The 12,532-nt window shown below is 63.9% G+C and carries 13 protein-coding genes; 8 read left to right on the top strand and 5 right to left on the bottom strand.

The annotated features are described in order from the left end of the window. Positions 1-11 precede the first annotated feature (11 nt). Positions 12-350, bottom strand: coding sequence for a rhodanese-like domain-containing protein (locus FHW96_RS06930; protein WP_172339813.1), 339 nt, complete (start codon positions 348-350; stop codon positions 12-14). Positions 351-516: 166 nt separating this feature from the next. Here FHW96_RS06930 and FHW96_RS06925 point away from each other — a divergent pair, with 166 nt between their 5' ends. Genes FHW96_RS06925 through FHW96_RS06910 form a run of 4 tightly spaced genes read left to right on the top strand, consistent with a single transcriptional unit; the run spans position 517 to position 3,674 of the window. Beyond that, positions 517-1,830 (top strand): NAD(P)/FAD-dependent oxidoreductase, encoded by a 1,314-nt coding sequence (locus FHW96_RS06925; protein ID WP_172339812.1) that lies wholly within the window; start codon positions 517-519, stop codon positions 1,828-1,830. After that, a complete protein-coding gene (locus FHW96_RS06920) occupies positions 1,827-2,030 on the top strand; it encodes a DUF2892 domain-containing protein (protein WP_172339811.1) in 204 nt (67 codons plus the stop codon). Before FHW96_RS06925 ends, FHW96_RS06920 begins: the two co-directional genes overlap by 4 nt. A 12-nt stretch (positions 2,031-2,042) precedes the next feature. Beyond that, positions 2,043-3,311, top strand: coding sequence for a TolC family protein (locus FHW96_RS06915; protein WP_172339810.1), 1,269 nt, complete (start codon positions 2,043-2,045; stop codon positions 3,309-3,311). 12 nt (positions 3,312-3,323) lie between these two features. Continuing rightward, the gene (locus tag FHW96_RS06910; RefSeq protein WP_172339809.1) at positions 3,324-3,674 is read left to right on the top strand and encodes a carboxymuconolactone decarboxylase family protein; all 351 of its coding nucleotides are present in this window, start codon (positions 3,324-3,326) and stop codon (positions 3,672-3,674) included. Here the strand turns inward: FHW96_RS06910 and FHW96_RS06905 are convergent. Continuing rightward, the gene (locus tag FHW96_RS06905; RefSeq protein WP_172339808.1) at positions 3,671-4,651 is read right to left on the bottom strand and encodes a LysR substrate-binding domain-containing protein; all 981 of its coding nucleotides are present in this window, start codon (positions 4,649-4,651) and stop codon (positions 3,671-3,673) included. The two genes, FHW96_RS06910 and FHW96_RS06905, sit on opposite strands and share 4 nt — an antisense overlap. Before the next feature lie 263 nt (positions 4,652-4,914). Here FHW96_RS06905 and FHW96_RS06900 point away from each other — a divergent pair, with 263 nt between their 5' ends. Together FHW96_RS06900 and FHW96_RS06895 are read left to right on the top strand one after the other, a co-directional pair. Beyond that, positions 4,915-6,123 (top strand): PepSY-associated TM helix domain-containing protein, encoded by a 1,209-nt coding sequence (locus FHW96_RS06900; protein WP_172339807.1) that lies wholly within the window; start codon positions 4,915-4,917, stop codon positions 6,121-6,123. A gap of 23 nt (positions 6,124-6,146) precedes the next feature. Further along, a complete protein-coding gene (locus FHW96_RS06895) occupies positions 6,147-8,435 on the top strand; it encodes a TonB-dependent receptor (RefSeq protein WP_172339806.1) in 2,289 nt (762 codons plus the stop codon). Between the two features lie 93 nt (positions 8,436-8,528). Here FHW96_RS06895 and FHW96_RS06890 read toward each other — a convergent pair whose 3' ends face one another. Further along, on the bottom strand, positions 8,529-10,211 hold the full coding sequence (locus tag FHW96_RS06890; protein WP_253950797.1) for a chloride channel protein: 1,683 nt from the start codon (positions 10,209-10,211) through the stop codon (positions 8,529-8,531). 155 nt (positions 10,212-10,366) lie between these two features. Here FHW96_RS06890 and FHW96_RS06885 point away from each other — a divergent pair, with 155 nt between their 5' ends. Together FHW96_RS06885 and FHW96_RS06880 are read left to right on the top strand one after the other, a co-directional pair. Then, a complete protein-coding gene (locus tag FHW96_RS06885) occupies positions 10,367-10,759 on the top strand; it encodes a MarR family winged helix-turn-helix transcriptional regulator (RefSeq protein ID WP_253950806.1) in 393 nt (130 codons plus the stop codon). 115 nt (positions 10,760-10,874) lie between these two features. Beyond that, complete coding sequence (locus FHW96_RS06880; RefSeq protein ID WP_172339803.1) at positions 10,875-11,288, top strand: histidine kinase; 414 nt, start codon at positions 10,875-10,877, stop codon at positions 11,286-11,288. Between the two features lie 18 nt (positions 11,289-11,306). Here FHW96_RS06880 and FHW96_RS06875 read toward each other — a convergent pair whose 3' ends face one another. After that, positions 11,307-11,573 (bottom strand): metal-sensing transcriptional repressor, encoded by a 267-nt coding sequence (locus FHW96_RS06875; RefSeq protein ID WP_172339802.1) that lies wholly within the window; start codon positions 11,571-11,573, stop codon positions 11,307-11,309. A gap of 9 nt (positions 11,574-11,582) precedes the next feature. Further along, positions 11,583-12,455, bottom strand: a complete 873-nt coding sequence (locus tag FHW96_RS06870; RefSeq protein WP_172339801.1) for a nickel/cobalt efflux transporter — start codon at positions 12,453-12,455, stop codon at positions 11,583-11,585. Between the last annotated feature and the right edge of the window lie 77 nt (positions 12,456-12,532).

Genomic DNA, 12,532 nt, shown 5'->3' with positions numbered 1-12,532 from the left:
CCTTTTATGCTTCAGCGCTCGACCGGCAGACCAGCCTTGGTCCATGCGCCGAAACCGCCCGCCAGATGGGTATCCACACTGGCCTGCGCGGCGGCGCATTTATCCAGCGCCATGCCCGAACGCTTGCCGCCAAGGCAGGTCAGCACCAGTTGGCGCCCTTCTGGCGCGGGCAGGCGGCCGGGCTGAAAGGTGGACAGCGGCATGTTGATCGAACCGGGAATATGGCCGCCTGCAAATTCGTCCGGCTCGCGCACATCGACCACCACCGCCTGATTCGCGGCCAGCATATTGGCCAGTTCATGGGCGTTGATTTCGCGGTGCTGGGCCGAATTTCCAAAGCCGAAGATCATGACATTGCATCCTTATGCCCCGGGCAGAACGGCCCGACAAAAACACCACTTGCTTATATGCCTTAAATATAATATTAGTCAAGCAGGATTGAAAGCGGCTACATTCCCTTGCCGCCGCCAAAATCCACAAATCGCTGGGCCCGCACAGCATTGGGAGAGCAGAACCATGTCCTTGCCCGGAACCACTTTGCCCCGAATCGTTGTGCTGGGAGCCGGCCTTGGCGGCACGGTCGCGGCCTATGAAATCCGCGACGCCACAAGGGGTCGCGCTGAAGTCACCGTTATTTCCGACAGCGACGATTACTGGTTCGTGCCATCCAACCCATGGGTGGCGGTGCGCTGGCGTGAACCCGATGCGATCCGGGTGCCGCTGGCCCCGGTGATGAAGAAAAAGGGCATTGGCTTTACGAGTGTCGGCGCGTTGCGCGTGCATCCGGCCGATCAGCGCATCGACCTGCGCGACGGGACCAGCATGACCTATGACTGGCTGGTAATCGCCACCGGACCGGAACTGGCCTTTGACGAGATCCCCGGTTTCGGGCCCGAAGGCCACACCGTTTCGGTATGCCGCACCGATCACGCGGCCGATGCCGCCGACGCTTTCGATGCCTTTTGCGCCGATCCCAAGCCCATCGTGGTGGGCGCGGCGCAGGGGGCGTCCTGTTTCGGCCCGGCCTATGAATTTGCTTTGATCCTCGACACCGAATTGCGCCGCCGCAAAATCCGAGACCGCGTGCCGATGACCTTTGTCACCAGCGAGCCCTATATCGGCCACCTTGGCCTTGACGGCGTGGGCGACACCAAAGGCCTGCTGGAAAGCGAGATGCGCGAGCGGCATATCAAATGGATCACCAATGCCCGCGTCACCGCGGTCGAACCGGGCATGATGCATGTCGAGGAATTGGGCGAGGACGGCGCGGTCAAAAAGACACATGATCTGCCCTTCGGCTATTCGATGCTGTTACCCGCGTTTCGGGGCGTCAAGGCGGTCTATGGCATCGAGGGCCTGACCAATCCGCGCGGCTTCATTCTGGCCGACCGACATCAGCGCAACCCGACCTTCAAAAACATCTATTCGCTGGGCGTCTGCGTGGCGATCCCGCCCATCGGGCCGACCCCGGTGCCGGTGGGTGTGCCCAAGACCGGCTTTATGATCGAGAGCATGGTAGCGGCGGTGGCCCATAATATCGCCGCCGAACTGGACGGGCGCGAACCCGACGAGGTGCCAAGCTGGAACGCGGTCTGTCTGGCCGATTTCGGCGACGGCGGCGTCGCCTTTGTCGCCCAGCCCCAGATCCCGCCGCGCAACGTCAACTGGGCGTCCCATGGCAAATGGGTCCATCTGGCCAAGGTCGGTTTCGAGAAATACTTCCTCCACAAAGTCCGCTCCGGAACCAGCGAGCCGCTTTACGAGAAGCTCGCGCTAAACATGCTGGGGATCAGCAAATTGAAAGAAACAACCAAGGAGAGCCTGCGATGACACTTGATACCGCTGTAATGCGTTTTGCCGGTACCGTCGTTCTGGCCAGCGCGCTGGCCGCCCATTTCATCCACCCGGCATGGATTTACCTGACCATGTTTGCCGGAGCCAATATGCTTCAGGCCAGCGTGACCGGTTTTTGCCCCGCCGCGATCCTGTTTCGGGCCATGGGCGTCAAGCCGGGCACGACGTTCAAGTAAGAAGGGTTGGGTATGCGCCGCTTACTCATACTGCTGCCGCTGGTGGCGGCGGTTCCGGCATGGGCCAATGCGGCGCAGGCCAATGATCTGAACACAGCAATCGCCGATGCTCTGGCCCATGCCCCCGCCCTTGCCGAAGCGCAGGCGGGGCAGGCCGAGGCCAAGGCGCGGCTGGACGGAGCGCGGGCGCAGAGCAATCCCATGTTCAGCGTTGATGGACAGATCGGCGCGGGCCGCATCGACAATGGTGGTTTCTTTGGCTTTACCGCGCGCAATGTGACGCCTCTGGCGCTGCGGGCGGGGGCGGAAATGCCGCTCTATGCCGGGGGCCGCGTATCTGCCGCCATCGATCAGGCGAAGGGGGGTAAGGCCATGGCCGACCTCGCTCTGGCCGATGCGCGATCGCGCGTGGTGGTGGGAGCGGTGGCCGCCTATGCCGAGGTCTTGACCGCACGGCGGATCGAGGCGCGGTTTCAGCAACTGACCACCGAGCTGGCCGAGGTTGAGCGGCAGGCCCAATTGCGCTTTCACGCGGGCGAGATCCCCGCCTCCGACCTTGCCGCCGCCACCGCGCGCCGGGCCGAGGGCGAGGCGGGCCTTGCCGCCATGCAGGGCCGCCGCATCACCGCCGAGGCCCAATTTGCGCGGGCCACCGGGCATGAGGCGGGCAATCTGGCCCCGCTGCCGCCCCTGCCCGCCACGCCGCCGACATTGGACGAGGCGACGGAGAGCGCGCACCGCGCCAATCCCGCGCTGGCGCAGGCGGAAAAAGGCATCGACATCGCGCGAGCCGGTGCCCGAGGCGCAAGGGCCGAAAGCCTGCCCACCCTCGGCGCCTTTGCCGAGGCGACGCGCACGCGCGACCAGTTCTTTCCCGATTACCGCGCGGATGCGATGGCCGTGGGCGTCCGGGGCCGCTGGACCATCTGGGCAGGCGGGCGCACGGCGGCGAAGATCCATGAGGCCGACGCCGGAGTGGACGCCAGCGAAGCCCGCGCCCGCGAGGCCCGCGAACAGATCGACACCGCCGTCATTTCGGCATGGACCGGCCTGAAAACCGCCCAGCGCATGGTCGAGGCCAGCGCCGCCCGTGCGATCGCCGCCGCCGAGGCGCTGCGCAGCGTGCAGTTGGAGGCCAAGGTCGGGGCCAAACCCACGCTGGCCGTGCTGGACGCCGAGCGCGAGGCCACCGCCGCCGAGGCGGGCAGGATCGAGGCCGAGGGGCAACGCCTGCTCGCGGCATGGCAGCTTAACGCATTGGCGGGCGCGCTGGCGCCGTAAAGGAGGTTTACCATGAACAAGGACTGGCCGCAGATGGCCAAGGATCTGTCGGGAGCAATCAAGGAAGTGCGCATCGGCGCGCCCGATGTGATGAAGAACTTCTCCGCCATGGCCAGCGCCGCCACCGCCAATGGCGCGCTGGACAGCAAGACCAAGGAGCTGATCGCGCTGGGCATTGCCGTGGCGATCCGCTGCGATGGCTGCGTGGCCTTTCATGCGCAGGCCGCGCTCAAACATGGCGCCACGCGGGACGAGGTGATGGATGCCATGGGCCTTGCCGTTTATATGGGCGCCGGCCCCAGCCTGATGTATGCCGCGCAGGCGGTGGAGGCCTATGATCAGTTCGCGGCCGCCAAGGCCTAACGGGCGCGGTAATCCAGAGTGAAGCGCCGCAGCATTGCGTCGTGTTCTTCCTGCGGCTCGGCCTGATCGTTTTTGTCGCCTTGTGCAAAAAGGATCAGATGCTCAACGATCCATGCCAGCGCCTTGTCGCTGTTGTTCGCGCAATGCCATTGCACCACCTGTCGGATGGCGGGCATGGTAAAGGGCAATTCGGCGATCTGCAGCGGAAAGATCCGCACCATGCGCTCGGCCTGACGGCGGTGCATCGTGGCTACGCGATCAGTGTCCAGCACCAGCAGCGGCAGCGAAAGGAAATTGGGCGCGACCACCTCGACCCGGCGGGTCTGGCGTTGGCGGCGGGTGAACCATTCGTCGAAGGCGGGCATATGGCCGCGCCCCAACCGCGCGGTGACATGGCCAAGGCCGAAATAGATCTCGGGCGTGAGGGGGCGCGACAGGGTGCGGTTGGAGCGACAGCCCACCACCACATAATCATCCTCGAACAGGAACCGGCTGGGATGATCGGGCGAGACGGCGAAGTCGATAGTGATGAGAAGGTCGGCAAAGCCGCGATCCACCGCCTCGACCGGCTTGCGCCCCATCGGCTGCAATTCGAACCGCAGTCCGGGCGCCAGTCTGGCAAAATCGGCCAAGGCATCGGCCAGCAACACCTGCGTCGTATAATCCGAAGCCATGATGCGCACCTGCCGATCGGCGCTGGCCGGGTCGAAGGGTTGGGATACGGTGATGGTGGAACGGATCTGATCCAGCACCGCGCGCACCGGCTCGATCAGATTTTCCGCGCGCACAGTCAGCGTCATTTGCCGCCCCTTGGTAATCAGCAGTTCGTCGCCGAAATATTCGCGCAGCCGGGCCAGCGCGCTTGAGGCCGCCGATTGCGACAGAAACAACCGCTCGGCGGCCAGTGAGACGCTGCGTTCGGCCAGCAGCACATCGAGCGCCACCAAAAGATTGAGATCAAGCCTTTCAAAACGCATCGCTTTCCCCCGACTTCCAAGCTCCGTATTGCCGTCTGACGCAGCATTCAGGCCCCAGTTTCCTCGCCCAATCGCCAGCAAAGCGGGCCCGCTGTCAATCCTATCCGATCTCTCATGCCGATCCGAACCTATCGGTTTGCCGCAAAGGCGGGCGCCGCGCTAGGAAACTCGAACCCCTGCAGCGCAACGGACGGACGCCGCAGGAACAGCCAAAAAACAAGCCGAGCCGGGCCGTTGCGCCTGATGCCGGGAGGGAGACGATCATGCTGCGCCGGCACCGCCTTTGCGCCTTTGCAACCTTGCCTGTGATGGCGTTTATCGTCGCGACGGGGGCGGGCATAGAAGCCGCCGACATGACTGCCATTCTGGGCCATGCGCCCGAAACCGGGGCGGACATGCGCAAGATCCGCGAGCATATCTATGGCCCGCCCAATTATGCCGTGGTTTCGGCCACCGATTATGACAGCCCTGCCCTGCCCGCCGGGCTGGATTATGCGCAAGGGATTGCCCGCACCGCCGCGCTGGCGCGCAAGGCGATGCCCGATGCCGGGTTGCAACTGGTGGAAATTCGCGGGTTTGCGGGGCAGGTGGCGGGCCATGCAAAGATGGACGGGCGCGACCTGATCTTCGACCTGGCCGATGGTCGCCCGCTGCCCGATGCCGCCTTGCCATGGGATCAGCCGCCGCCCGACATGCGATCCACCCGCAGCGATTTAAAGGAGTGGCACCGGTTAGGGCATTTCGGCCTGCTGGCGGCCTCGGTCAATGCGCTGGCGGGGCTGGCCATCGCGGTGATGATGGTTACGGGGCTGGCGCAATATGTTCGGCTCTATCGGGCGCGGGCGAAGATCGGGCGTCATGCGCCTTTCTGGGGCGGCGGATCGCGCTGGCGGGTGCTGCATCGCGCGGTCGCGCTGACCGCTGCCCTGCCGGTGCTGTGGCTGGTGGCCAGCGGATTGGCGCTGGCGGTGGACAATGTGGCAGCGGGGGTTGAGCTTATGATGGCCCCGCCCGCCGCCCGTGGTCCCGATCCCTTTGCCGGGGATTTCAGCACGCCGATGCGCGATGATGAATTGGCCGGGATGAGCGCGGCCACCTTGCGCGCTTTTGGGGCGGATCATCCCGGTGTGGGGATCAAGGTGCTGCGGCTGCGCTATTTCGCTGGCTATCGGCAGGGGATCGTTATCGCCGCCGACGCCGACACTTCGCAAAACATCTATGACACCAACACCGGCCGCACGCTCTCCATGAACGAGCCGGGCTATCCACGCCTGATCTTTCCCACCGGATGGGAATGGCATCAACGGCTCAAGCGCATCCATCGCGGCGATTTTCTGGGGATGCCGGGGCGCGTGATGGCGGGGCTGGCGGCGCTGGGGCTGCTCTATCTGATGATCTCGGGCGCGGTCATGTACGCCCAATTGTGGACGCGGCGGCGCAAGGCAGGCCGGACCGAATGGGTCTGGAAATAAAATCAACCATAAGGGAGGGGAATATGAGAATACATCTGATCCGCACATCGGGTCTGGCCGCGATGGCCTTCATGCTGATGACGAGCGGGGCGCGGGCCGCTGAAACGTCCGCCGCCAAGACAGACAATGGCATTCAGGAAATTCTGGTCACCGCCGAGCGCCACGTTTCCTCGGTCCAGAAGACGCCGCTCTCGATCACTGTGCTGGGCGAGGATGCGTTGCGGCAGAAGGGCATCACCACCGGACAGGATGTGGCCGATGTCGTGCCCGGCGTGAAGGTGATGCACGAAATGGGCGTGACCAATGTCTATATTCGCGGGGTCGGCAACACCGCCTCCAACCCCTATGCCGACAGCGGGGTGACCTTCAACCTCGACGGCGTGGCGCTGACGCTGCCCTCGGGCGCGGGCGGGCAGATGTATGATCTGGCGCGGATGGAGGTACTGAAAGGTCCGCAAGGCACGCTCTATGGCCGCAACGCCACGGCAGGCGTGATGAATATCGTGACCCGCGATCCCGATTTCGTGCGGGGCGGCTATGCCAATGTCACTTTCGGCAATTACGACAATGTCGAGACCGAGGGCGCTTTCAACCTGCCCTTGTCCGATACGCTGGCGGCGCGCGTGGCGTTTCACACCTCGAACCACAAGGGCTATCTGACCAATGGCAACAATGACGAGGACGGACGCGGGGCGCGTCTCAAGCTGCTGTGGAAGCCTTCGTCGGGCACGCGCCTGTTGCTGGGCGTGGATTTCGACAATCAGAGCGGCAAGGGCGCCCAGCGCGTTCCGGTCAAGAGCAGCGACGGCAGCTTCTATTTCAACGCCGCGCTGGGCATCAACAACCCGTGGTATATGCAGAACACCATGCCCTCGCCGGTGGGCGGCAACACCCAGATTGTGCCTTCTGACGCCCATGTCATCAACCGCAACTGGGGCATCTTTGCCCAATTGGATCAGGATGTCGGCATTGGCGTGCTGACCGTTCTGCCCAGCTATCGCGAATATAAACAGGACTGGAAAAGCGCCGACGACGGCTTTGCCTTTCAGCAGAATGTCAGCGACAAATCGAAGAGCATCGAGGTCCGTCTGGGATCGCATGATGATCGCGGCAGCCGGTTGAAATGGGTGCTGGGCGCCTATGGACTGAGCGAGAGCCTGCCCAATATCGTCAGCGTGCAGCAAAGCTTCCCGATTATCGGCGCGACCTCGCCCGAACAGGCGAACATGTATCTGCAGACCACCGGTACGCCCTATGACAAGACCGATTCCTATGCTTTCTTTGCCCAGGCCACCTATCGCGTGCTGCCGGTGCTGAGGATCACCGGCGGCATCCGCTATACCCATGATTCCAAGCATGAAACCGGCTATACCAGCAATGACATCAGCTATTCGCCCTACAGCCAGTACACATTCAAGCTGGACTGGCGCGCGGTCAGCCAGAAGGCGACATGGCGGGTGGGCTTCGATCTCGATCTGGCGCCCCAGTCGATGCTCTATGGCAATATCGCCACCGGTTACAAGGCGGGCGGCTTCGGCGCGGGGCCGACGCCCGGCCTGACGCCGGGGTTGAGCGTGGACCCGACGCTGGTGCCCTTGCTGACCTATAAGCCCGAGGAGCTGACCTCCTACGAATTGGGGATCAAGAACAGTTTCCTTGACCGGAAACTTCAGGTCAATCTTCAGGGTTTCTACTGGAATTACAAGAACCAGCAGATCCAGACCATCTTCCTCTTCCCCCTGCCCTCGCTGCCGCCGGTGATCGTGCCCTCGGTGGTCAATGCGGGCGCAGGCAAGACCTATGGCGCGGATCTGGACATCACCTATCGCTTTTCGCCACATGACCAGATCGGCGTTTCGATGGAAGTGCTGGGGTCGAAATATGACAATTTCAACTATCCCTTCCTCTTCACCAGCGGCCTCAATCAGGACAAGAGCGGTCGTCCCTTCAACTATGCGCCATCCCTGTCCGGGGCGGTCGATTATTCGCATGTCTGGGATCTGGCCAATGGCGGCAATGTCACGCTGCGCGCCGGGGTGCGCTTCAGCGCCAGCTATTGGATGAGCTATAATTACGACGGCGCCTCGCGGCAGGGGGCCTACAGCAAGACCGACCTGAGCCTTGAATATGCCGCGCCCGATCATGCATGGTTTGCGCGGGCCTGGGTGCGCAATCTGGAGAACAGCGCGGTGCTCAGCTATGTCGGCGGGTCGGTCCCCGGCACGTCTCTTGCCCCTGCGCCATCGGGCGTATCATGGGCCACGATCCAGCCGCCCCGCACCTTTGGCGCCAGTTTCGGGGTCAAATTCTGATGGTAAAGGCTTCCATCCGCGCGCTGCACACATCAGTCCTCCCAAAGGCCTGAGCGGATGGAAGGCGGGCGCAGCCGACGGCTGCGCCCGTCATCATGCAGGCAGCGTTTCATCGGCGCGCACGGCCTGACGGGCCTTTAACAGATCGTGGCGAGTCACCATGCCGATCACGCGGCCATCGGCGGGAGACAGCACAGGAATGCGCCCTTTGCCGGTTTCCAGAATAAGATCGGCCAGCACGCCGATAGGCGTCTGCGGCCAGACATAAGGCTCCGAAGCATCCGAGAGGACATCGCGCAGGCACAGGTCCGCCTCCCTCCCGCCGCTTTGCCAGCTCAGCGCATCCCCGCGTGAAACCATGCCCACAAGCCCCCCCGCCGCATTGACCACCGGATAGGAGCGATGCCACGCACCATCGGCAAAGAAGGCCAGCGCATCGGACACCAGCATCGTGTCGGCCATGGTCTGGGGCGCGGGGGTCATGATCCGCTCCACCTGAAACAGCTCCAGCGGATCGACGCTATATTCCTGCCGGATATGACGGCCGCGCCGGGCAATCTTTTCGGTCAGAATCGAGCGGCGCATGACCAGTACACTGACCCCATAGGCGCCGATCGCGCAGGCCAGCGTAAGGGGCAGAGCCTCGAAATGCCCGGTCAGTTCGGCGGCGAACAAGGCCCCCGTCAGCGGCGCGCGCATCGCCCCGCTCATGATCCCGGCCATGCCGATCATCGCCCAGACGCCCTCGTCCCCCGGCAGCCACAGGCCCGCCAGCGCGCCCAGCGCCCCACCCAACATCAGCAAAGGCGCCAGCACCCCGCCCGATGTGCCAGACCCCAGCGCCATCAGCCAGACGGTGGCCTTGACCGCCAAGAGCAGCGCGATCGCCCGCGCGCCCATCGCGCCATCCAGCAGCGCCTGAATATTGGCATAGCCCGCCCCCAGCACACGCGGATCGATCAGCGCGCCCAGCCCCACCACCAGACCGCCGATCGCGGGCCACCACATCCAATGAACCGGCAGCCGGTGGAAACCATCCTCCACCCGATAAAGCGCGCTGGAAAGCAGCGCCGCCATCCCCCCTTGCAACAGCCCAAGCCCAAGCGCCGCCGCCAGCGCCCAGAACCCGGCAGGCATCGTCAGGCTGGCCGGAAACATCGGCCCTGCGCCAAGCCAAACTCCGCGCAGCACATGGGCGACCAGACAGGCCAGCACCACGGGGACAAAGCTGCGCGGTTTCCATTCGAACAGCAGCACCTCGACCGCCAGCAGGACCGCCGCCAGTGGAGTGCCGAAGATCGCCGTCATCCCGGCTGCCGCGCCCGATACCAGCAGCGTTTTACGCTCGGCGGCGCTGAGGTGAAAACGCTGGGCAAAGAGGGAGCCGATGGTCCCGCCGGTCATGATGATGGGGCCTTCGGCGCCAAAAGGTCCGCCGCTGCCGATGGAAATGGCCGAGGACAGGGGCTTGAGAATGGCCACTTTCAGCGACAATCGGCTCTCGCCATAGAGGATGGTTTCGATAGCTTCGGGAATGCCATGCCCCCGAATCTTTTCCGAACCATAGCGCGCCATCAGTCCGACGATCAGGCTGCCCAGAACAGGCATCAGCACGATCATCGCCGGATTGGCCCCCGCCGCCATGGGCGGGGCATCCACCGACAGGCGCCCATACCAGAACAGATTGGTGGCCAACGCGATCAGCCGCAGCAGCACCCACGCCCCGGCAGCGCCCCCTGCGCCCACCGCCAGCGCGGCAAGGGCCAGCAACACCATGCGATGATCGGCGGTATGATCGCGCAGGTTTGGCAAGTCTGGGGCGAAATGGGATGGCGGCAAGGGGGCAACGGACATAGATGGCTCCGAATTGTGCATCGCGCAACTATATCGCAGTACGATATAAATCAAGAAGAGGAAATGCCGTGTCTCAACTGGAGGAAGCCGATTATGCCCTGCTGGCGCAATTCCGGCATACGCTGCGCCAGTTTCTGGTGTTCAGCGAGGACAAGGCGGCAAGCTTTGGTCTGACGCCGCAACAGCATCAGGCCTTGCTGGCAATTCGCGCCGCGCCCGAAGGCGGGGCGACCATCGGCTATGTGGCCGAAAGGCTTATCCTGAAGCCGCACAGCGCCAGCGGGCTTGTCGACCGGCTGGAAACGCAGGGTTGGTTGACGCGCGCGCCCTCGGCGCAGGATCGGCGTCAGGCCATGCTGCTCCTGACCGACAAGGCGCGTGTGGCGCTGGAGGGGCTGAGCGCCACCCACCGCGAAGAAATCCGCCGCCTGCGCCCGATGCTGTCCGATCTGCTGGAGCGTCTGGGATAGGCTGTGCCGCAAAAGCTCCAAGATGAATATCTTACGACAATTACATTCAGCTTGTCGGAAGTTCACCCACGCTAAAACCGTCTCATCGGCACGTTGCCGATACGGGAGAAGTGACATGCGGCATTGGATCGGAGCAATGGCCATCGGGGCGGCGGGTCTGGTGATGGCGGGGAGCGCGCAGGCGCAAAGCTGGGGCGTTTATGTCGGCAATGGGGCGCCTGCCCCCTATGCGGCAGGCTGGCACGACGAAGGCGCGGACCGGATGATGCGCTTCATCTGTTCGGGTCAGCGCGCCCATGGGCTGGAAAACCGGCTGGATCATGAGGTGGACGAAGGCGATATCGACCCCGGCACCGCCAATCGCATCCATGCCGCCATCGACGGCCTTGAAGACCGCCAGCGCCATGAATGCGCCGAGGGCGACGTCCGCTCGGTGCGCGAGATCGGCTGGCGCTATGACCGGATCGGCCAGTGGATGGAGAGCGCCGCCCATGGCGATGACGGCCCGCGCTGGCGTCCTCGCTGGTAAAAGGCCCGCCGGTAAGTCTCAAAGATATTTGGCGAGTTCCGACAGTTGCGCCAGTTTCTCGCGCAGTTCCGGCGTCAGTTCGCCCAGCGTATCGGTCAGGTGATGTTCGATATGATGGGCCACCAGCCGCGTCTTGGCTTTGTCCAGCGCGGCCACCACAGCGGCCAGTTGCTGGGCCACATCAAGCGCGCTGCGGTTATCCTCGATCATCGTGATGATGCTGGCGAGGTGACCGTTGGCGCGCTTGAGGCGGTTGGTCAGGTCCTTGTCGGTGGCGTGGCTCATCGCGCCGGTTCAGAGCAGATGGCGCGCGCCGTCAAGCGCAATCACCGCCCCCACGATCAGGATCACCGCGCCCGAGATCAGCGGGGCCCTGCGCACCGCATCGCCAAATCCGCTCCAGCGCTTTTCCAGATGGCGCAGCGAAAGCGCCGCCAGCACGCCTGAAGCCACCATCGTCAGCGCCAGCCCCACCGAGAAGCCCGCCACCAGCACCGCACCCAGCGCCACCCGGTGCAATTGCAGACAAAGCATCAGCACCGTGATCGCGCCGGGGCAAGGCACCAGTCCGCCCGTCAGGCCGAAGATCACAATCTGACCCGTGGTGACCGAGCGACCCGAAAAGCGGCGGCGGATGTCCTCGGCATGGGCGGCCTCATGGGCATCGACATAGCCGCCGGTGGCCAGTTCCAGTTCGTGAATTTCTTCCTCGGTGGGTTCGTGGTGGTGGTGGCCATGCCCGTGGTGATGATCGTGGTGATGGCCATGATGATGATCGTGATGATCGTGTCCGTGATGATGGTCATGCGCATGGGCCGCGCGCAGGTCGGCGCGTGCGCGCCAGATCATCCAGATCGCCATGGCCACAATCACCGCGCCCGAGGCCAACTGGAAATAGGGTTCGGTGTCCTCGGCCCGGAATGAGCCGAAAGCCCACATTCCCCCCATCGCCACCAGCCAAACCACCAGCGTATGCGACAGCGTGGCCGCCAGCCCCAGCAGCACCGCCTGACGCACTGTGCCTTTTACGGCGATGATGAAGGCGGCCATCATCGTCTTGGAATGGCCCGGCTCCAGCCCGTGCAGCGCGCCCAGCACGATAGCGCTGGGAATGAAGAGCCAGCCATGGGCGGCATCCTGGGCGATAAGGGCGGTGAGATCGGTCATGGGCGGGGCAAATATCCCCCCTGGGGGGATATGGCAAGAGCGATAATGCAGATCCCGGACCATCGCCTGAACGATCA

Origin of the sequence: Novosphingobium sp. SG751A (assembly GCF_013149295.1) — a bacterium.
GTDB lineage: Bacteria > Pseudomonadota > Alphaproteobacteria > Sphingomonadales > Sphingomonadaceae > Novosphingobium.
This window is presented reverse-complemented; position numbering and strand designations above follow the sequence as displayed.